Raw genomic sequence first — 20,849 nt, 5'->3', positions numbered from 1 at the left:
GTTTCTTATCAACCACGATAATACGAACATAAATTTAAATTTTCCAAATATTTTTTTGCATTTGCCGTTCGATCTCTCTACTTTCACACGGTAGCTAACAATGTTCAAACCGCCCATATACCTCAAATCCGGAGCCTTGCTGCTCGCCCTGCTGCTCGCTGTTATCATCGGCGTGCTGACGGGTGGTCTGTTGTTACTACTCCAGTATCATCGCCAATATGCCGCACAAGCTTTCCGACATGAACGGCTGCAGCGAAACCTTCATTCGGCGACGGGCCTGCTGCTTACCCAGGAAACCACAATTTATGGGGATACCACGGCCATGGATCTGTTTGGCGACGGACGGGATTCCGCGATCCTCATCCGGCGGCCCTGGGGGGCATTCGACGTCGGCATCACCTATACCTACGAACAGCGAGATACGCTGAGCAGTACCTTCCTGATCGGGCGCGTGCTTACCGATTCGGAACGGTATGCGCTGTATCTGGCAGATGAGAACCGTCCACTGTCGATATCGGGAGAAACCCGTATCCAAGGCGATGCCTTCCTTCCAGAAGCAGGCATCCGCAAGTCGTACATCGAGAACCAGGCGTATGCCTATGACGAGGTTATCCATGGGGGCACGATGCGGCATAGCGGAGCGAATCTGCCTGCACTAAACAGTGCCATTATTGAACGGTTAGCGAAATACCTTCAACCCGCATCCGAAGCGGAATGGGTAATTTCTGCACGTGACTGGTTTGTTGCCACGGCGGGCGATTCGTTACATCAACCATTTCACGACCGGCCGTTAGTGCTGCATGGTTTGGATAGTATCACCGTATCGGGGCTATCTATCACCGGACAAATCATCATCGTCGCTGACCGGGCAGTGACGGTCGCTGCGGATGCCTTGCTGGATAATATTTTGCTCTTTGCACCCGCCATCCGATTTGCAGATGGGTTTAAGGGGCGCCTGCAAGCGTTTGCGCGTGATTCGCTCGTTGTTGGTAGGGAATGTACATTTGGCTTTCCATCGATATTAGGGCTGGTTAACATCCCCAAAGACAGCATCGTATACGCGTTTCAGCCGCTAGTCCGGATAGACAGTGCCAGCGTAGTGAATGGACTAGTATTTTCCCACTTTCCAGGTAGCGAGCAATTGCTGGCCAACGTGATGATCGGAAAGTCAGCGATTGTAAACGGTCAAGTATACGCCGGTGGTTTACTGGAGCTCAAGGGCACGGTAAACGGCATCACGCTGTGCCGCAGGTTCACGCTTCAGACACCGTCCAGCTTGTATGAGAACTTCGTGTTGAACGGCGTGATGGACCTCACCGGCTTGTCTCCTCACTATGCGGGAAGCCCACTGCTCAATGCAGGCAGGCTTGGAAAGGTCTTAAACTGGTTAGACAAGAAAAATGACGAACAGTCAATCCGCACATCCTATGCGTCGTCACCGCTCCCCTAAATGGCTAAGAGCATCCACGCTTATCGAGGTGCTGGTCGCTTTGGTGATCATCACCTTGGTTATGGCTATCGCCGCGACGCTTTATGTAAAGATGGGCTGGAAAAGACCGGACAATTTGTTAAACTTGCACCTGGAGCTGAAAGCCCTCGCCGAGGAAACAAAGCGCACAAAAGATTATACACCCGCGGAGTACGAGCGGGACGACGGGCTGGCAATCGATAGGGCCGTGCAACCTTATCAGGGCGATACGTTGCTGCTACTACTGGAGCTGCGGGCGAAGAAACAGGGCACAGATGAAGAAGCGGTATACCGCGAGATTATTATCCACGATCAATGAGCATCCATCAGCACAAACTGCAAGCATTTACCATCATCGAAACCATGATCGCTTTGGTACTGACGGCGCTGACCATATCCTTCGTATATGCAGGCATACGATTCGCGCAGCGGCAGGGCGATACAATGGCGCAGCAACTTGAATCCTTCGGTGAGTTCAACCGGCTACACCGTGCGTTGCAGGCGGATACCAAACGTAGCGGAGAAATCCGCTACCGGGACAGCGAGCTAAGCTTTCTTGCCGGTGACCGTATTATCGAATATGTATTAGGTGATTCACTATGTATTCGCCATGAAGGCTTCATCGCCGATACGTTTCATATCCGAATAGACAGCGTAGCTTCTTGGTATGACCGTTCAAGGCTCAAAGGAACAACCGGTTTACTGGCCGATCAGGCTGCACTTTATGTTCAGGTGAGAGGCAGGTCGCTGCCCATTACCATTTATAAGCAGTATGATGCCGCAACACTTATGCAGCTAACCCAAATTAAGGAATGAGCAACGGCATCGACATCCAGAAAATAAAGGCTACGGGCCGGCCGGCGATAAGTGCTTCCCGCAAGTCGGCCGATTGGCTGACGAGAGATTATACGCTATTTTCCCCGTTTGGCGAAAAGCAAAAGGAATCGTTCTACCACGAATTGGGCATCCTCCTACAAGCGGGCATCGACCTCAAAGCCGCATTCGATATGCTCATCGGCCAGCAGCATAACAAGAAAAATGCGGCGATGCTTACAGCGGTGCAGACCGCCGTAGTGCAAGGAAGTTCGCTTTCGCTAGCTATGCAACAGCACAAATCCTTCACCCCGTATGAATATCATAGCATACAGATCGGCGAGGAAACGGGCAAGATAGCACTAGTTTTGCAAGACCTTGCGCTGTTTTTTCGAAAGCGCCTCAAACAAAAGCGGCAAATTACCAGTGCCCTTACCTACCCAGTCATCGTAATGCTCACCTCATTCGGGGCGATTTTCTTTATGATGAACTTCATCGTGCCCATGTTTGCAGATATCTTTCAGCGCTCGGACAACGAGTTGCCGGCAATTACGCAGGTCATCGTGTCCATATCCGCAGCATCCCGTGAATACGCCCCCCTCATGTTATTGACGGTGATCGCCGTCGCGGTATGGCTGTATGTGCACCGGGACAACGAATGGAACCGCAAGTGGATGTCGTGGCTGATGCTTCATCTGCCGGTATTCGGCGGTATGATTCGAAAGATCTACCTGGCCCGGTTTTGCAACTCCATGGCCCTGCTTACGGGTGCGAAAATCCCGCTCATCCGCGCTTTGCAGCTGTGCCGACAGATGGTCGGCTTTTACCCTATCGAACGATCACTGACTGCTGTTGAAGATCGTGTGATGCACGGCCATGCGTTGCATGGAAGCCTGGCCATATTCCCGATATACGACAAAAAGCTGATTTCCTTAGTGAAGGTTGGCGAGGAAGTGAATCAACTGGCAGACTTTTTCGGCAAGGTAGCCGACCAGTACAACGATGAAGTCGAGTACCAATCGGCGACCATCGCTGCCCTGCTAGAACCCCTGATCATCGTTTTCCTCGGCCTCTTCGTTGGCTTGGTCCTCATCGCCATGTACTTGCCGATGTTCCAGATGGGCGATATGTTTGGGTAGCAAGTTCCGTCATAAGCTTGGCAGTTTGACAGATTCCATTCAGAAACTGAAAAGCAGCGGATAGATCTCTTCAAAGGATGTTTTTCCATCTGCAAACAGTGCAAAAGCGTTATCCGCCAATGTGCCAATGCCTCTCGACGCAAGATACTCCCCAATGTCGTGTTCATTCCGCTTGATCTTTCCTGCCAATTCCTGGTCAATAGGGATAATTTCATAAACTGCGGCCCGTCCACGGTACCCCGTATGATGGCAGCGGTCGCACCCCCCGGCCACATAATGGGTGCTCATTGCCTTAGCCGGCACAAAACCTCTTGGATAAAGCCCTCTGTCGAAAACGGCCTCCCGTTTGCACACCGGGCATAGCAGCCGTATAAGACGCTGTGCTACCGTCGTATTGAGCGTATTGGCAAGTAAAAACGGCGGAACACCCATGTCGATAAGCCTTGAAACCGTACCCCATGCCGAATTGGTATGAATAGTTGAGAGTACCAGATGCCCTGTAAGCGATGCCCTTATGGCCATCGAAGCAGTGTCGACATCCCGAATCTCTCCCACCATAATTATATCAGGGTCCTGACGGAGGAACGTGCGCAATGCCGATGCAAAGGTAAGGCCAATACTCTCCTTCAGCTGCACCTGATTGATTCCTTCCAACGTGTATTCGATGGGGTCTTCGATGGTGAGTATATTACGTGTCTCCCTGTTGAGCAGTTTCAATGTAGCATAGAGCGTTGTTGTCTTTCCTGATCCTGTTGGCCCACTGATCAATACCATGCCGTTTGGCCGTTGCACTCCTTCAAGGTAGTGCCGTAAATCCTGTTCGGAAAACCCCAGTGTGTCCAACGAAATATTAGTAGCGTCATTATTGAGCAGCCGCATCACCACCTTCTCACCATGCAGTGTCGGCAGAACAGATACACGGATATCGAATTTGTATTGCCCATTATAAAAATTGATCCGCCCATCCTGTGGAAGACGCTTTTCAGCAATATCCAGCCCTGATAAAATCTTAATCTTGTTGACAACAGCAGGATAATCAGTTTTATCCAATCGATATCTTTCGATCATTTGCCCGTCGATACGGATACGCACGCGACAACGACCTTCGTATATTTCAAGGTGTATATCGCTGCTCTTCAACCGCCGCGCCTCCCCGATGAGTTCGGACAGGAAGTCTGACGACGCACCCAGGGCTGCTTCTCCTTCGGAGGAGCGTGGCTTATCCTCCTCTTGTAGATAGTATTTGTTTAAGTTTTTGGAGATGGTACCTTGCGGCAGCAGTTGCATAGTTACTTCCATGCCCGTCAGCATTTCCAGTTCTTCGTTAGCTTGTTGTATGTCTGCCTCCCGGTCGGTATAGCATATGAGGCGGCCGTTAAGCCGCTGAGGGATGATACGGTAGTGCCAGGCCTGTTGCGCACTCACCAGTTTCAAATCGTCGGGATCTACCCAAAGCTCATGTTCCATTTCGGATAATAATTTTCTATTGGACAAACCCCAGCATATCAAGATCTATATACAACCGCCTGCCCCACTGCCCGTAATCAGCAAGCAGTAACAACCCCAGCAGCGCCGCCTGTCCGCCCGCCAGCGGGATATGCACGGAAAATCGGCCAAAGGCCATTGCCACCAATGCACCTACGAGGATAATTAGCAAGCTGAGCACATGGAAAATCACGAAGTTGACCGTCGAGAAACAGCAGGCCAATACTGCGAAAAAAGCAATATCTCCCCAGCCTATCCATTGTTCACCGTGCATCAGCCATTTTTTTGTTCGGGTATACATCAGTAGGTTCAGTAGGCAAAGCTGCAGCACGATGATGGCTAAATTTGCGGCCGTAGCGGCGAGCGAAAAAACGCCAAGCATGACCGATTGTATCACGGCTAATCCGGCAAGCAATGGAAATATCCAAACGTATACCGCTCTGTTCTTGAAATCCTGCCAAACTACAGCCGCAAGCACCACAATCACTATTGCCCACAATAGCATAGTATCAATCTTTTGTCACCTCGCGAAGGTTTTTGTCTTGGTCGATTTCCCAAACATTGAAGACCCCATTGCCATTGAAGTCGACAACGGCCGTGGCGCGCGCCACGAAGTCACTCGTACCCGCCTGTACCATTTCAATTCGATAGTTGGCCTGACCGCCGTCAGTCACCAACCTTTCCTGTTCGAACCCGATATCGGACAGCTCGGCGCTATAGGTTGAACGCTCATAAAACTGGTTTTTCTGTAGGGTGTACACATGCTGCAACTGCCCTTTTGCTTCAGTGCTTTTAGCTTTGGTAATAAGCGGCATCAGATTCGGCAATGCCAGCAGGATAATAATCCCAATGATTACTAATACGACTAGTACCTCAGTAAGGGAAAACGCTTTCAATCTCCGGCGCAACAGATGGGGTTTCGGTCTTTTCATAACATTATTGATTTTCATATGCTAATTATCGCATGATAGCGTAAAGTTAAGCGGTACATGCTATTATTACAAGGAATTTTTACATTTTCAGCACAAAGCGTTCCTCGCAAACGGCAAGATGCAGGCGATACTCAAGTAATGCAAAAAAACCCGGCGCAATCGAAACGGCTGGGTTTGGCTAAGTGACCTTCAGACACCTGTACATTTGTTTGAAATCTAATGCTCGTTTTGGGAAGTGCTCTTTATAAATGTTAAAACACTATGTTTAGTTAGAGGGCTATATTTGTCCAGAAATTCAACCAGTCTCAGTGACGAGGTTACGCCTTCCGTGGAAGTGGCATCCAAGCTGGCTATTTCCCGCACTGATTGCATGATTCGACATATCGGACATTGATACGTTACTATTGCTGTTCATATAGCTCATAAAACTGGAAATCTCATCAGGATCATCAATAGTAATATTCCCATTTGCGTCTACACGGTACATACCATTGGCGTCAAAGAAGCTGTCGCAGGGCGATCTGGGCAAGGAAGTGGGAACCTCCGGCGATATCATCGGACGCTACGAACGCGACGAGGTGACGCCATCCGTCGAGGTCGCATCAAGGCTCGCCGATGCACTCGGCGTGTCGCTCGACTACCTCTCCGGCAAGACCGACACCGAGCTGGACAATGCCGCGCTCGGCAGGATAAGGGATATCACCGTCATGCCGGAAGAGGACAGGAAGCAGGTATTCCTTGTCATCGATGCGCTCATACGAGACTTCAAGGCAAGGAAGGCATACGCACAGTAACGAAAAAGCCCGGCGCGATGGCCGGGCTGCAAATAATATCAATGGAATGCTCCCATAGCTTTACACCATGGATCTGTATATTCCGATAGCCAATGAAATCAAGGCAAGCAGGACAAAGAACAACCAATATTTTTTCAAAGGCTTCCAACCGTCCTCCCCGGAAGAGTATTTTGCCATAATCCCCAAAGCAACAATTGCCAACGATGAGAGTATCATCAAAAAGCCGTTATCCATGACACCAAATTTTATATAGGTAACGATCTAAGAATAAACACTATCCCGCACATCAGACACATAATCACACCACCCCAAAGACCAACATAGTTTGCCGGTGTCGGACCTTCCCAGTTTGTTTCGGCGGAGGCCGGTGGCTGGCCTTTAATAAGGTATCGATACACCAAGTATCCTGCTAATAGAAAAACCAACCCTATAAAAAAGCGCTTATAATCCATACATCTATTTTTTCTCTTCTTCTTTTAACCTTTCCACAAAGTTATCTGTTTCTTTTTTCGCCGTTCCTTGTATGATACTCATAAGGTGTTTCGTTGCACTTTGAATCTCTTTTGAAAGACCTTGCACTGGAACCGGAGATATTTTGTCTACTGCTTTTGAACCAATGCGCTCTACGACCTCATGTACCACCTCGTTACCAGCAGTGATTGCTGCATTTTTCTCACTCCCAGCAATCAACTCTACACCTACTTCCAATACTAATCCAGTTACAGATGTTAATTTGCCTGCTGTGGCAACTATAGCCCCGGGAGCAGCACCTACACCAGCCACCGGTGCTCCGACTACCGCCATAGCTGCTCCTGCTGTTGCCGTATTATCCCCAACAACCTGCATGGCTTCCGCCGAGGCAAGAAGGCCTTGTTTGTTTTCAACCGTCCATTGCTGAATAGCCTGACCTGTTTCCTTGGTTGTCTGCACAACGGCTGCCGTAGTGTTATCGGTCGTAGTTCTTACATCACCAAAAAACCGGTTGTAAACCGCTTGCACACGGGCAAAAGGGTTATAGCTTGCAGGCCAGGGCCATTGCCCGTCCGGGTCAATGAACCGCATCGGGTTGTCAAACGCATAGGCATAAGGTGACCATCGCCTGCCCAGTTCGGCCTTCGGGTCGATGGTGCCCCACCTGCCTATCACCGGGTCATAGAACCTAGCGCCGTAATCGTACTGTCTTCCGCAACTTTTCCGCTGTTTCTCGAACTCGCTGGCACTCCCAGATCGGTTTTCTCAAAGAACTTTTCCAACCCAAAGATAATGTTTTCAGCGGATTGTGCAAGCGGTATTTTATGGTTTGGTTGATCGTCTGTTACAGCAAAGGTAGCCTCCGAAGGATCCGGCCGGTAAAGGGCTTTCGCGGCATAAATGCTCGTTTCACTCCGCTTTATTCCACGTTCCCTTGACAGGCCGTCCTTCTACTGCTCCTGGTGGCCTAACAGATGATCTCCCCGAACCCCTGACGACATCGGGCGCAGGAAGGCAAACCTTCCGGTGACGGAATGGGCTTCGGTATGTGCGGTGGCCTCGTGGGGCATATTCCGGCGCCTGAAGGGTCCCAAGGGGTTTGGGGAATGGAAGATTCCCCAATATACAAGTGCCCCGCAGAGCGGGGCAGGCTATGCTGCCGCAGGCCGGCACACTGCCTGACCGGAGGGAGGTGTGCAAATGAGCGTACGCCGTGGGGCTATTTAATATAACGGCATTATAGCTGCCTTCAGGCCTATAATGACCCATTATGTTACTTAGCTTTGGGCATCCGGGGCGGTGGAACTGGACTTTGCGACGGCTCTTTGGTGCCGTGAGGGTGGTTTAGCGGGGGAAAGGCAACAATGTGCCGTCAGGTTGGACGGTGAAGGGTTTCCGCCGCCACGGTGCAGAAGGGTCAGCCGTGCGGTGGGATTATTTATTTCAAAGGGTGATGTTTGTTCAATGCATCCCGTAGGTCTTCAAGGTTGGTGGTCAGGTAGCGTTCGGTGCTGCTCACATAGCGGTGGCCGGCCATATACTGCACCTGACGAAGTCCCTTCTCCTTCAGCCATTCGGTGATCACGCTCTGCCGGATCTGTGTAGCGTGCTTGACCTTGGGATTGATCCTTCTAAGGGCGTGGCATAGGTGCAATAACGTGTTCTTGAGGTCTTCAAGGTCATTACGGCCTGTGAACAATCTTTCTGATCTTTGCTGTATCCTCGGACGGATCACCAGTAGGTATTCCTGCAGGTCGAGGATCTGAAAGGGTTTCAGATCGAGGGTACGGCCGGCATTGTTGGTCGTTTCGGGTATGGTGATCTTGCCCTCACGTAGTTTTAGGTTTTCAGGCCGCAGGGTTTCCAGTTCCTCCAGTGTCAATGCCTGATAGACCAATAGCCCCAGTATTGTTTTGTTACGGTGGGTACGATCGTCTTTTGCGGTATAGCTATCGTAAAGATGGTCAAGTTCATTTTTTTCCAACAAGCCCGTAGGGATACTCCTTACCGCCCCCTTGACCCGCAGGCCCGATGCCGGATTACCCTGTACAGAGCCCGTTTTGTTCAGGTAGCCAAACCAGTAGCGCAGCGACAGCAGCGCTCGGTTGATCTGACCGGCCGTACGCCCTTCGCTCCAAAGGCAATCGATATAGCGGAGTATTTCGGGCTGGCCGACTTCGGCCAACAGCAGGTAGCTGTCCGCCAGCCAGCAGAGGAAGTAGCGGACCTGCCGCACGTGCTGCTCTATGGTGGTATCCTTTAGCTTTTCGCTCTTTAGGTATGCTCCGAACCCGTTTTCCATGTTGTTGATCTTTTATTTCTGACTTTCCGCTACGATATGCGTGTAGATCTGCGTGGATTCAAGGCTGCTGTGGCCAAGGAACCGCTGGATATGTTCCAGTTGCATACCGGACTGTAGCAGATGGGTCGCAATGCTATGGCGCAGGGTGTGCACGCCGATCGGTCTGGCTATACCGGCACGGTGACGGAGTAGCTGGATCCGCCCGAACGCATCGGTATAGCGTTTGCCGGTGACACCCAGCAGGAAGGCCTTTTCGTTTTTGCCCGGGTTCAGGTACGGACGGCCGTACAGCAGGTAGTCCGATAGGTATTTTAGGTTCTGCTTACTTAGCGGGATGTAACGGGCTTTATACCCCTTGCCCTTTCTGACCAGCAGAAGTTCCTTTTCCAGCTGTACGTCCTCTACGTCCAGCGATAGCCCCTCCTGTTTGCGCAGGCCACATCCGTAGTACAGTGCCAGCATCGCACGGTCCCGGTAGCCCAGCGGGTCGTCCGTGGTATGCTCGTAAAGTTCGCTGATCTCGATGGGCAACAGGATATCCTTGACGTTGCTGCTCCTGCCCGTCAGCTTGATGTTTACCACAAAGCTTCCGTGGCCGCTCTCGCCGAGGTAGCGGGCAAACCGCCTGATCGCCTGCAGGTGCTTGCGGATGTAGTTCTTTGATATCGAGCCGCCCCTTAGTTTATTGGGTCTTTGTTCGAGGTAGCTGTAATAGTTCTGTAGGTGGCCTTCTGTTATATGGGATGGATCGGTGATACCGTTATTTTGCATGTAGCTTAGGAACTCCGCTATCATCTTGGGCATATCCCTCTGGCTGCTCTTCTCGTAGTTCAGTATCCGCTGCCAGTCAGCAAAGCCCGCCACCAGTCTTTTGTACAGCGGATCCAGCTGTCTGTAAAAGTCCGTTGCCTTGTATTTTTCACCTGCCATGGACCACTGCTCCTTTCCCGCTGGTTTTCTGCACGTTGAGTGGTCCATTTGCCGGTTGGTCCACTGATGGACTACGGTCCACTGAAAGCGATCTGACCTGCTCCAGTACACCCTCGATCAATGTACGCGTGCTGCCTTCCAGATCCTCCATGTCCTGCCATTGCTGCACTTTATATTCAAAACCTCTGTAGCGGTTGCCCTTGACGATACGGATATGCCCCATACGGTCAAGCTCGTTAAGATAGCGTTTCAGGTTGCTCGGATGGATGCGCAGCGAGGTGCGCACATCCCGGCTATGAAAGGTGTCGGTGTCCAGTTCCTTGAGGTACGCTTTCAGCTTTTCAAAGAAGCCCCGGCACGCATCGCTCAGCTCGTCGCTCTTTTTCAATAGCGTGGTCTCCAGCAATGTAAAGGCCGTTTCGATATCTTCCGGCGTACTCTCGATGTACTGCTCGCCCGTGGCCTCGTCCGTTTGCAGCTGCCGCTGGTACTGGTGGTAGTATGTCACCGTTTCGGTAAACAATAAAAGCAGCAGCATCGTACGCCTGGGCTTGAAAACGGCCTCAGGCAACTGCAGGTAGGTGGCGTACGGATTGCGCACGCTGACCGGCCTTAACATCCGCTGCACGTTCTTTATCGTATGCTTTATTTTCTGCTGTGCGGCTTCATCCACCAGCCCGGCGCTCAGCCTGCGCTGGTAGTCCATGATCTTATTATCCTGCTCGCTGCTGCCGTCCATGTAGAGCAGTATACAGCGGTTGGCATTGTCCTCGTACAATTTTTCCCGCGTCGTACAGCCCGATACGCATACCGGACCTTCTACGTTCAGCGTCACCGTTTTTAGGTTGCCCTTGTTGTCCTTCAATGTCACCGTCTTGGATATACGCCGCTTGCTCTGCAGTTCGCGCAGCGGGTAAAGCACCGATTCCGCTCCGTCAAGGTCTTCGATCAGCAGCAGCTTGTGCTTGAGCTCCTCACGGCCGAAGTAGTAGAAGGCATTGCTCGACAAAGTCGTGATCTCCAGCTTGTCCTCCTCCGGCATCAGTTCGCTCACCTTTTCCTGCAGCCAAGTCTTGCCCGTACCGCTCGCACCCAGGCACATCAGGTGCAATGGAACGTGGCGTTTTCTACTGGTATAGGTCAGGTAGGCGATCAGCGCATTGGTTTCCTCACCGATCACCCCACTGGCTGCTATCGCTTCTTTGGTCTTTTGGATAAGGTTGCTGGATTTCAGGAACTTCAAGGCCTCTTTGCGCTCGCTTTCGGTCAGCTCTTTCTTTTCTGCCTGCTTGGGCTTCATCTCCTCCAGCCGCTCACTGCGGTAGTTTTCAAGCGCGGTGGCCAGGTTGCCGATCAGTGCCGTAACCTCTGATTCCGTGCGGTCCAATACCTCTGCCGTACGTTCCACCAGTTGCCCGCACTGGATGCCGTTATACAGGTCAAGGTTATGCCGGTACGTTTTCTCCGTTTTGCCCGTCAGCGTGATCTTAAGCGTCACGCGCAGGCGGTCAAGCCCCGTCAGCTTGATGCCGCCCAGTACCGTCACATGGAATGTACCTTCGGTGTACAGCAGAAGTTCGGGGTTATCCGTGACCAGTCTACCCATTGCTGGCCGTGATTACAAGTTTGCCCCTGCTGATCCTGACATCCACTTTCTTGCCACCGGTAAAGCCTATTTCCTCCAGCCATACGCCCGATAGGCGCAGTTCGGGAACGACTTTGCCGTCGCCGTAACGGTAGCGTTTCTGCAGTGTTGTCTTTCTTTTCTGTGCCGCCATAATATTTTTTTATTTTTCTTTATATGGAACTATCAGACACAAATGTAAAGTATATTACCAATACCAACAAGAACTATGTGATTTTTTTATGCACTTTATTTACGTATTTTTGTGATAACAGGTGATTATTGTACACTTTTACGGATTATAGGCTATGGAAACAGGCAACATCATTATAACACTCAGAAAGGAAAAGGGATGGTCGCAGGGCGATCTGGCAAAGAAGAGCGGCGTGTCCAGGGAGATGATCGGCAAGTACGAGCGTGGTGAGGCCGTACCCTCCATCGAGGCGGCCAAGAAGATCGCTTCGGCACTGGGCGTAACGCTCGACTACCTCGCAGGTGAGGCCAGCAGCGCAGCCTTCGACCGCCGGACGGTGGAAAGGATACAGGATATCGAACAGCTTGAGGAGGGCGAAAAGCAGCACGTGTTCGCACTGCTCGACGCGTTCCTCGCAAAGAACAAGATGCAGGCGATACTAAAGTAAAAAGCCCAATCCGGTGAAAGATTGGGCGGTTGCTTTTATTTATTCTCCGACATCAGAGTACCAGACAAAGATAAAAGGAGAACAGGACAAAAAGTATTGACCCCACGGTCAACCAGCCATATTTACGCTTTTCCTGTTTAGACCACTTTTCATATCTGTCAAAGTATTTTATGTATTTATCCTGCCTGAAAACAAATACATAACAGATCAGGCCAGAGCCGACCCCACAGCCTATTATAAGCGGTGTGGATATGCTTACCTTCAACATCATCAGAACCGAAAAAAAGAAGAGAGCCAAACCGCCCCAAAGAAAACCACCGGCAGCTACAGTACTAAGGCCGAACCGCTTGTCTCCCCACACGTTGTTGTTATCTCTACTGATACTCTGACGAGTTACTCCCATTTTTTCATATCTCTTTTTAATAAAAGGAATCTTCATCAAAAGCCAGATCAAAAGCCATGCAGGATTGATTTTATTAAATAAAAGATGTAATCTATATTCAGCCTTATAAAGGCAATAATGAACAATATTTAAGTAGCTTTCAATTTTATCCACAATATTATCTTCCATGATAATGATTTACTGCCTGCCCGGCCCATTCGGCACCATAGTATCCTCCAGCAAAACCTCCTATGACGCCACTAATCCCTCCTATTAATGCTCCGGGAATAGCACCCACTCCAAAAAAAGCTGAACCAACAGCTCCACCGGCAAGAGATCCTGCCTTTGCTCCTAACCAAGCGCCTGCTAATGCACCTGCCATTTTCCCAGATGCCAATTGTGCGTTATATCCGAACGTCCCCCCGTCCATCTGATATCCTCTATAGGTCTCAATTCCTCCAACGACCACACTTGCTGCAACCGTAGCCCTACCTGCCCATTTATACATGCCAGCAGCCCTATACGCCCCTGAACGCCCTCCTGTATATTGATTCCCTCCCCATGAGCTATTATAATACTTACCATTTTTACCCAGCCAATAACCAGAAGGACTCATTAGTATTCCAGCGCCGCCATAAAGAGCGCCTCCAATATCCAAAGCTGATTTCGTTCCATCAAATCCAAAGTGAGAGGTTGTAACAGAGTTAATGTTGCCCATTAAACCAACAGCATCACTCACCCGTCCCTGTGCATCACTGAGCCATCCACCGCTCTCGAAAGAGCTTCTTCCTGTTACGGTAACTGCGTCCAATTCCCAGCTAAAGCCATTACCGGCGCTGATGATATGGTTTGACATATCATTTATAGATGCGCCACTGCTATTGTTCAGATAATTGAAGAACGAAGAAATTTCATCGGGATCATCTATGGTTATATTACCATTTGCATCCACACGGTACATGCCGTTAGGGTCGTGGAAAAGGATGGGATCGTTTCCTACATAGGCATAAGGAGAATACGAAGAATACATCTCCGCCAATGGATCCACCGCGCTCCACCGGCCTATCTCCGCATCGTAGAACCTAGCCCCGTAATCCAGCTGATCTAACCCCAGCTCCACCTGCTTTTCCTTCCCGTTATACTTGTACAGGTTGATCGGAGAGGCCGAATACGCGTTCCCCGGGTTCATCTCCATGCCGAACGGATAGTAGTCCTGGATCTGTTTCACCGCCCCGGTTTGGTCAACCACTGCGCGCACGTTCCCGAGATGGTCCTTCAGGAAATATTCGTAAGTGAAAGAACTCCCGTTGGGCACTATCCGGCCATCTTCGGTCTGGATGAACTCGATGGTACCGTCCCTGTACTGGATGCCGTCCACGTACTGCGTAACCGAACTGCCAAGCTGTTTGGTCAGCTTCCGCCCCGTGGCATCATAGGTATACTGCAGGCTCTGCGAACCTTTGGTATACTTATCGGGTAAATCTAGGAAATTGTATTCGATTTTCGTGATGCCCAGACGCAAATTGCTAATTGCGTTGCCGTTTGCGTCATACGTATAGCTGTTGTTCATCGCCGACGATCCCGCGTCGGCAACGCTCTCCAGCCGGTTCCCCGCATAGCGGTACTTGAAGTGGTTGGACCAACCCGTGCTGCCCCCGGTGCGCCGAAGCGTATCGATATTGCCCATGTTGTCATAGGCCAGCTCCTCGTTGAAGAAGTTCACCTTGCCTGTAGCACTGTACGCTGCTTTCTTCAGGCGGTTCAGTGGATCATAGTCGTACGTATAGGTCTGCACAGGCGTCTGCGGCTGAGAGCCATGCACTTTGGTGTTCCAGACCGACGAGCCGATGTTGCCGTTGTAGGCGGATGCCCTGTTGGCATAATTCAGCGTCATGCCGAACCGCCGTTTGTCCGTCACGCTGCCGGGATTGTTGATGCCGGTCAGCCAGCCCCGTTCATTATATGAATAAGCGGCTTCCTGCACGGCACTGCTCCCGCTTACGTGCAGGTCTTTCTGTTTCAGCTGGCCGATTTCATTGTAGGAAAGCCTGCTCTGCACGATCTCCGGCTGGCTGTTCACCTTTTTGCGGGTCTCCACCAACCGGCCCGCGTGGTCGTACCTGTTTGTTGTCAGGATGGACGTCACCGCTCCGCCGGCCGAGGCTTTGTGCTCCCGCCTGCTGGTAAGCAGCTCCCCAACAAAACTGTAAGTGTTGGTCACGTAATCAGTGCCCCCAAGCTGGTTCTGCGAAGCCACCTGGATTAACCGGCCGCGGTCATCGTAGTAGTGAATGGTCAGCAGCGGCGCTGTACCGTCAGTCCGGAACACCCGCGTGCCCGTCAGCAGTGATTTCACCTTCTGGCTGCGCGTGACGCCTGATGGCTGCAGCCCTGCCGTGGACGCCCCGTTGAACGTGTAGCCATCGTAATAGCTGACCGTCCGTACGCTTTTTGAGCTTCGTGGATAGCTTACATTGGTATAATCTGCTCCCGTCCGTGTCTCCCAGAGTGCCGTATTCGCCTCGTTATCCAAGGCAGCCTGAAGGCTTACCCGTGTGGAATTCGATGTGAAAACGCCGGTCTCCACAACCCTGCCGAAGGCATCGTACTTCGTATACAGCCACTGCCTGCTTGCCATCGCCCGCTGGTTGGCATCCTGCGTCAGTACCGGTTGGTCGTTCTTGTTATAAACAATGTGCTCCCACCCTTTGCCCGGTATCTTTTTCTCGACAACCCGGCGCCGGCCATCATATTTATAGGCATAAATGTAATTAGTGAAGGCAGCATCGCCCTCTGTGAAGCTGGTCGCTGACACCGCTGGCGGTATCACGTACCGGAGGTCTCCAAAATCGTCATATACGTAGTATGTATTCAGAGCTTTGGTTTCATTCTCCCATACACGCCTCAGGATTATCCGATTATGGAAGTCTTTATATTCCTCAACAGTGCCAGATTTTCCATTTAGCCAATTCTCGTCCTTGGTAATGGTTTTGTAAAGTGTGTTTGGTTGATAAAAATATTGGCCAGAAGCACCACCGGAAACAAGATACCAGCACCGCACTTCACCTGTAGTATTGGTTTTGTCATCAGTTACCGTTGTCCGGCCAGTTGCAGCCGTACGACCCGATGAAGGTTGCCATACCGACCCTGGTGCGCCTTGTTCCAACACGCGTTGTAATGGGCTGCTTTCGAAAACGGTCACAGCAAAGGGTGTACTTGTCTTCTTAACATGGTTATCCCAGCTTCCGGATGATGCGTAATAGCTCAGCTGATTGGCTTTAGCGGTCGTCTTATAGCTTCCGTTATCACCGGTTTGCTCCGCATAGGGAAGGTAACTGACTGCCTCCCGGCCGAAGCTGTCGTATTCGATGTGCTGAACGATATCTTTAAATTCTGGACTGGCTTTCAGTTCGACCGTTTGAATGGGTCTCCCAAGTCCGTCAAAATACTGGATAGTTTGACTTTCTTCGTCGATCGTCCGTAAGTGGTCCAGTTCATTAATTTTGACCGACTTCCGGAACATCCGAGTGCGGATAAAATTCTGGCCGTTGCTCGGCGAACTTCCTACGTAAGGAACGCTCAAGATTGAAATAGTAACGTTATTGCCTTGGGGGATGTGGAATCCATTGACCAATGTGACGCTCTTCAAAGCCGTGATGCTGTTTTGGCCATTGTAACTACCCAAAACGAGTTCATCTTGCTGCCCTTGGGCATATAGGTTCCAAGATACGAAAAACAGCACAGCCGCTGATACTCTTAATACCATCATAACTATTGCTTAAAGTGATATTGGTAATTTCTCAATACATTATGTTCAAAATCCAAAACATCCTTCAGTCGCTGCAATCCATCGTACTGGTAATATTCGGTAATACCGCGGGGATCTGTCATACTGGTCATCCCTACCAGTGGTTTGTAGGTATATGTGCTGACCATGGCTGATGTCATGGAAGGATGGTTACGCAATGTTGATATCATATTTCGTACCATGTCGTCTGTCAACGAAGCGGTGCTTAGCGAATTGACCAGGGTTTGTCCCAAAACCGCTACGACACCTGAGTAAGTTGCATTTTCTATTTTTGCAATCGGATAAAGGCCCCTATAGCCCCAGAGTAACGTTGTGGTGGTTTGATCTCTTTCTTTTATTTCCAGTGGATTACCGTAATTGTCGTACCGCAAAAATTCCGTTAAATTGCGGACTGAATTTTCGTAATAGGTGGAAGTGATTTGATCCGATTTGTCATCTATTGTGTAAACATATTTTCTAAGGATTAAACCCGAATTAAACAGGCCATATTCCGCGTAATCCGACGAATTTGTGCCATTCATTGCGGCCTCTTGAGAATAGTTGGACACTAAACTGCTGGATGAAACAATACTTTCGTAGAAGTTCATGTTTGTCAAGGTTGCGTTTACGGCCGAATAGCCAGACTGCAAAAAACGCGAAAAGCCGAATATGCCTGCCGGATAATCATAGCGAACCGATTTTATGGCCATCAGATTGTTACTTAACTGGAAAGCCTCCGATATGGACGCAGGCAAAAGGGTCTTCGGGTGGTAATCATAGTTCTCCTCTCTTACAGTACTGTCACCGTGAAAATATTCAACGATGTCTTTTCTTGACAGCCTGGACCTAACCGAACGTATCGCATACTGCTTGTATGCATAAAATGGCGCTAAAAGAAACTGCTGGCAGTCGTAATTCCAACCTAGAACCTCCGTCTCTAAATGTCCTAAAGAAATCTCCTGGGCAATGCGACGCTCAGTATCCAGATGATTATCATCAAAAACACCACTTGTACACCCCCCATAGGTTGCCAGTCTCGCTGTTTTAAGGTAGCTGATATCCCGAACATCGCTTGGCTCGTATGAAAAGGTTTCACGACGCACCCTGCTATACCCGCCGGGATTGCCTTTATAGGTGATTTTCGACCGTAGTTGACCCACAACACTGTTCCCGGTGATGATGGATTCCCCAAACGGGAAGTCATAATTCGATCTAGGCCGGATCGGAGCATTAAACCAGTACCTCGCAAAATATTGGTTCCTTGCCACATCCTGGTAATATGTGGGTACGATATATTCATAGGACTCTTTACCTAATGGCGCGCCCAACTCATTTTTCATGTACTTATTGACGTGTCGATAGTAGATATTTCCCGAAAGGTTCCTATTGGTTGGCAGATAAACCGAACCGGACAAGATTTCTTTATAGTAATACGGGGGGCAATTTGGACCACTATCTCCGCCATAATATAAACTTTTACCCGTCAGATACACCGATGAGTTCAGGTTTAGAACGACCTCGGAAGCGTAAGGTACCACTATTTCTCCCGTCCCATCCTCATTCGGCCCGTATTTATATTCCTCGGTCATATTTTTTCCGGTAACCGGAACGTACTTCATAGCCTTTACCCTCAGCCCCGGGACCGGTACGATTTGGGAATTAATTCTTCCCCTGTTGTTTTCCCACTCCAATTCGCAATAGCCCTGAGTCGGATAGTAGATGCGGTTCAATGCAAAAAACTTAGTATGCTCATGGCTTACACGCCTGGCGTCGCCTAATAAGGTACCATTATTACCAATGGTAGGATGCTGAAATGTCGATAAACCGTTATAATACCCCAGCCAATCCCGCCCCATGTTGCCGGGTTGAACAGCCTGGAAGCTACTTCCGGGCAGATGATAGCCAAAAATATGACGTTTACCGTTCGGCTGAGAGATGCTGTCCAATTTTCTGTAGTAATGCCCGGGGGTAAGGGCGGAATAGTGGAAAGTGAGATTCCGGACCGTATCATTCATGTAATTCGTAACCAGCATTTTTGACAGATACCGCCCGTCATAGGAAAAATCCACACTACCACCCCTGAAAGATATTTTGTTCAGGAATCTGGTATAATGATTGTTTCGGGTTAAATCCACATAAGCTTCCCCTTGTGCTCCACTTAAAGGTATACAGGCATAACCCATTTCGACATGGTACATAACCCTGTTTCTGTTTGTGTAGAAATCGCTAGCAATAACCTGCCGCAAAGGACCGTAGTCAAAATAGACTGTATCTATTGAGTTTTTATCCACGATTCTCGTCAAAAACCACGAGGTTTTTTGTTGACTTATTGAACTGTTTTCGAGTTCTGAAACATTTTCGTTTGCTCGCCCTATACCATAAAGGTATTTGTTTCCTCTCCTGTCTATTATCTCGAAGCCCCTGATGTCTTGTGTTTGCGATTGAAAGATCGGTGTCACTTTTATACTATTGTCTTCATTTAATTTAATGATTTCCACTTGAGCACCGTTCTTCTTCATTATAAAAGAATTCGATTCTCCGGCCACACTGTAATTAAATATATCATACTCAATGTCCTTCTCACCTTCAACTACTTCTTTGAGATACTCGAACTCCTGGTATTTCGTCCTTGAATGCAAAGTGGTAACATCGAAGATGGGATTATAGGTGTTGAGCTGCCCATACGTTGCCAAATCATCCGGCAGGCCGTGTATCGTGCGTGATACCACCCCACCTTGATCCAGTATCCACCCCAACCCTACCTTTCCATCATATTCACCTGGTTTATAGCCAGAATAATTATAGCTTAAGCTTATAGGTACATGTATATCCTGTACACTTACATCGAACAGATCAATGCCAATTTTTGGCAGGCCTGTAAAGAGGTCTGTCGGGTGGTGCATGAATTTGAACAATTTCTCAACTTCTGGAGATGAAGGAATTTCTTGTGAATACCCAAATAAAATGGCTATGATAAAAGATCCAGATAAAAATAATGTCTTCATTTATTTCATAGTTTTTTTAGTTTGTAATCTTATTGACCTAATCGCAATTTCCCTTTCAACTTGGGCGGGTGTTTGCAGTTCGAATCATAGCTCTAATAGATGTTTTGCAGCAAATTTCGCGCTGCTTCCAACGGGATAAAGCTAAGCAAAGTACGGACTATACCTACCTCATCTAGGCTATAAATTTGATAGGCATGGCCTATAAAGTTGATAGGCTGTGCCTATCATCTTGCCGAAAAAGAGGCCGTGACCGTTCGAATGCGCGTGCTCATTGTTTACGATGACTCCTTCAATGGTTCGGCCTTTAGTGGCTGATATTGGTTTATCCCTAACTGCAAAGAGGCTTCCAGGGAGCTCGGGCATTGGTACGGCTTCGGAGCTCAGTCTACCCTTAGTCTGGTCTTGGTTTGGACTCAGTCGTACCTTGGTTTGGTCGGAGCAGAACGAGTCCAATAGAAGCTCGCTCTGAGCTAGTACCAAGCTCCGAAGCCATCCCCTTTCCATCCGTGTATTCCGCACGACATACGCACCTGGTCCGTACCCATTGTGTTTGAACAGGAAAAGAATCACGCTCCTCCACCGCGAGCTCCGCTTCCGAAACCCGTCAAAGTTACACAAGGCATGGCTGGCAGCTGTTGTGTTTGGGCTATAAATGTGATAGGCTGTGCCTATTGCTTCACGGCCCATGCTGGAGCTACCGCTTGGCATTTTTCACCGTCCGTCCGATCTTAAGCAGACTACGCTTGGCTTCGCGGTTCAGCTTCCTGCTTTCCAGCTCTTTGAATCGCCTTTGATAGATTTCCATGGCTGCTTGATAGATTGCAACCTGTTCCTGCAGCGCCTTCTTCGCCTCGCTTAGCCTTTCGCAATCGCCGTTTAGCGTTGGGTTCTCTACATAGAAAAGCTGGACCGAGATGCCGTAAAAGTTGGCCAAAGCGTATAATTGGCTCGCGGCAACTCGAGTGTGTCCGGTCTCCATCTGATTGTAAGAAGGTTGTGAAATGGATAATACTTGCGCTATCTCACGCTGAGAATACCGCTTTTCGGCACGGAACCTGATAAGGTTTGTCCGGATG

The 20,849-nt window shown here is 49.6% G+C and carries 20 protein-coding genes; 7 read left to right on the top strand and 13 right to left on the bottom strand.

The window, feature by feature from the left end:
- Positions 1-100 precede the first annotated feature (100 nt).
- From ACFOET_RS06880 to ACFOET_RS06865, 4 genes are read left to right on the top strand one after another with little or no spacing between them, the layout of a single operon-like run.
- A complete protein-coding gene (locus tag ACFOET_RS06880; protein WP_379020932.1) occupies positions 101-1,450 on the top strand; it encodes a hypothetical protein in 1,350 nt (449 codons plus the stop codon).
- A complete protein-coding gene (locus tag ACFOET_RS06875) occupies positions 1,428-1,787 on the top strand; it encodes a type II secretion system protein (protein WP_379020930.1) in 360 nt (119 codons plus the stop codon). Before ACFOET_RS06880 ends, ACFOET_RS06875 begins: the two co-directional genes overlap by 23 nt.
- Positions 1,784-2,284 carry a PulJ/GspJ family protein gene (locus ACFOET_RS06870; RefSeq protein WP_379020928.1) on the top strand — a complete coding sequence of 167 codons (501 nt, stop codon included), beginning with the start codon at positions 1,784-1,786 and terminating at the stop codon, positions 2,282-2,284. Before ACFOET_RS06875 ends, ACFOET_RS06870 begins: the two co-directional genes overlap by 4 nt.
- Positions 2,281-3,420: a type II secretion system F family protein gene (locus ACFOET_RS06865; RefSeq protein ID WP_379020926.1), complete on the top strand. Its 1,140-nt coding sequence runs from the start codon at positions 2,281-2,283 to the stop codon at positions 3,418-3,420. The genes ACFOET_RS06870 and ACFOET_RS06865 overlap by 4 nt, the downstream gene beginning before the upstream one ends.
- Before the next feature lie 39 nt (positions 3,421-3,459).
- Here the strand turns inward: ACFOET_RS06865 and ACFOET_RS06860 are convergent, their stop codons facing one another.
- The 3 genes from ACFOET_RS06860 to ACFOET_RS06850 are packed head-to-tail and all read right to left on the bottom strand — an operon-like array spanning position 3,460 to position 5,837.
- A complete protein-coding gene (locus ACFOET_RS06860) occupies positions 3,460-4,887 on the bottom strand; it encodes a GspE/PulE family protein (RefSeq protein WP_379020924.1) in 1,428 nt (475 codons plus the stop codon).
- 16 nt (positions 4,888-4,903) lie between these two features.
- Positions 4,904-5,410 (bottom strand): hypothetical protein, encoded by a 507-nt coding sequence (locus tag ACFOET_RS06855; RefSeq protein WP_379020922.1) that lies wholly within the window; start codon positions 5,408-5,410, stop codon positions 4,904-4,906.
- Between the two features lie 4 nt (positions 5,411-5,414).
- Positions 5,415-5,837 (bottom strand): prepilin-type N-terminal cleavage/methylation domain-containing protein, encoded by a 423-nt coding sequence (locus ACFOET_RS06850; protein WP_379020920.1) that lies wholly within the window; start codon positions 5,835-5,837, stop codon positions 5,415-5,417.
- Positions 5,838-6,328: 491 nt separating this feature from the next.
- Between ACFOET_RS06850 and ACFOET_RS06845 the strand changes: the two genes are divergently transcribed.
- Together ACFOET_RS06845 and ACFOET_RS06840 are read left to right on the top strand one after the other, a co-directional pair.
- Positions 6,329-6,631, top strand: coding sequence for a helix-turn-helix domain-containing protein (locus tag ACFOET_RS06845; protein WP_379020918.1), 303 nt, complete (start codon positions 6,329-6,331; stop codon positions 6,629-6,631).
- A gap of 67 nt (positions 6,632-6,698) precedes the next feature.
- Complete coding sequence (locus ACFOET_RS06840; protein WP_379020916.1) at positions 6,699-6,884, top strand: hypothetical protein; 186 nt, start codon at positions 6,699-6,701, stop codon at positions 6,882-6,884.
- A gap of 203 nt (positions 6,885-7,087) precedes the next feature.
- Here the strand turns inward: ACFOET_RS06840 and ACFOET_RS06835 are convergent, their stop codons facing one another.
- From ACFOET_RS06835 to ACFOET_RS06810, 6 genes are all read right to left on the bottom strand, one after another.
- Complete coding sequence (locus ACFOET_RS06835; protein ID WP_379020914.1) at positions 7,088-7,777, bottom strand: hypothetical protein; 690 nt, start codon at positions 7,775-7,777, stop codon at positions 7,088-7,090.
- Between the two features lie 275 nt (positions 7,778-8,052).
- A complete protein-coding gene (locus tag ACFOET_RS06830; RefSeq protein ID WP_379020912.1) occupies positions 8,053-8,196 on the bottom strand; it encodes a hypothetical protein in 144 nt (47 codons plus the stop codon).
- A gap of 344 nt (positions 8,197-8,540) precedes the next feature.
- The gene (locus ACFOET_RS06825; RefSeq protein WP_379020910.1) at positions 8,541-9,404 is read right to left on the bottom strand and encodes a tyrosine-type recombinase/integrase; all 864 of its coding nucleotides are present in this window, start codon (positions 9,402-9,404) and stop codon (positions 8,541-8,543) included.
- A gap of 12 nt (positions 9,405-9,416) precedes the next feature.
- The gene (locus tag ACFOET_RS06820) at positions 9,417-10,334 is read right to left on the bottom strand and encodes a tyrosine-type recombinase/integrase (RefSeq protein ID WP_379020908.1); all 918 of its coding nucleotides are present in this window, start codon (positions 10,332-10,334) and stop codon (positions 9,417-9,419) included.
- Complete coding sequence (locus ACFOET_RS06815; protein ID WP_379020906.1) at positions 10,324-11,940, bottom strand: hypothetical protein; 1,617 nt, start codon at positions 11,938-11,940, stop codon at positions 10,324-10,326. The genes ACFOET_RS06820 and ACFOET_RS06815 overlap by 11 nt, the downstream gene beginning before the upstream one ends.
- Positions 11,933-12,112, bottom strand: coding sequence for a SymE family type I addiction module toxin (locus ACFOET_RS06810; protein WP_379020904.1), 180 nt, complete (start codon positions 12,110-12,112; stop codon positions 11,933-11,935). The genes ACFOET_RS06815 and ACFOET_RS06810 overlap by 8 nt, the downstream gene beginning before the upstream one ends.
- A 154-nt stretch (positions 12,113-12,266) precedes the next feature.
- Between ACFOET_RS06810 and ACFOET_RS06805 the strand changes: the two genes are divergently transcribed.
- Positions 12,267-12,599 carry a helix-turn-helix domain-containing protein gene (locus ACFOET_RS06805; RefSeq protein WP_379020902.1) on the top strand — a complete coding sequence of 111 codons (333 nt, stop codon included), beginning with the start codon at positions 12,267-12,269 and terminating at the stop codon, positions 12,597-12,599.
- Between the two features lie 52 nt (positions 12,600-12,651).
- On the opposite strand, the gene ACFOET_RS06800 is transcribed toward ACFOET_RS06805, so the two are convergent.
- The 4 genes from ACFOET_RS06800 to ACFOET_RS06785 form a co-directional block, all read right to left on the bottom strand.
- Entirely contained in the window at positions 12,652-13,170 is a 519-nt protein-coding gene (locus tag ACFOET_RS06800) for a hypothetical protein (protein WP_379020900.1), read from the bottom strand.
- Entirely contained in the window at positions 13,160-16,750 is a 3,591-nt protein-coding gene (locus ACFOET_RS06795) for a DUF6443 domain-containing protein (RefSeq protein WP_379020898.1), read from the bottom strand. The genes ACFOET_RS06800 and ACFOET_RS06795 overlap by 11 nt, the downstream gene beginning before the upstream one ends.
- A 2-nt stretch (positions 16,751-16,752) precedes the next feature.
- Positions 16,753-19,773: a hypothetical protein gene (locus tag ACFOET_RS06790; RefSeq protein ID WP_379020896.1), complete on the bottom strand. Its 3,021-nt coding sequence runs from the start codon at positions 19,771-19,773 to the stop codon at positions 16,753-16,755.
- Between the two features lie 694 nt (positions 19,774-20,467).
- Positions 20,468-20,849: helix-turn-helix domain-containing protein (locus ACFOET_RS06785; protein WP_379020894.1), on the bottom strand; the 382-nt coding region annotated here is incomplete at its 5' end.

The organism is Parapedobacter deserti, assembly GCF_042646065.1.
In the GTDB taxonomy this organism is placed as follows: Bacteria; Bacteroidota; Bacteroidia; order Sphingobacteriales; family Sphingobacteriaceae; genus Parapedobacter; species Parapedobacter deserti.
The sequence above is the reverse complement of the archived record's forward strand: the minus strand, read 5'-3'. Positions and strand labels throughout refer to the sequence as shown.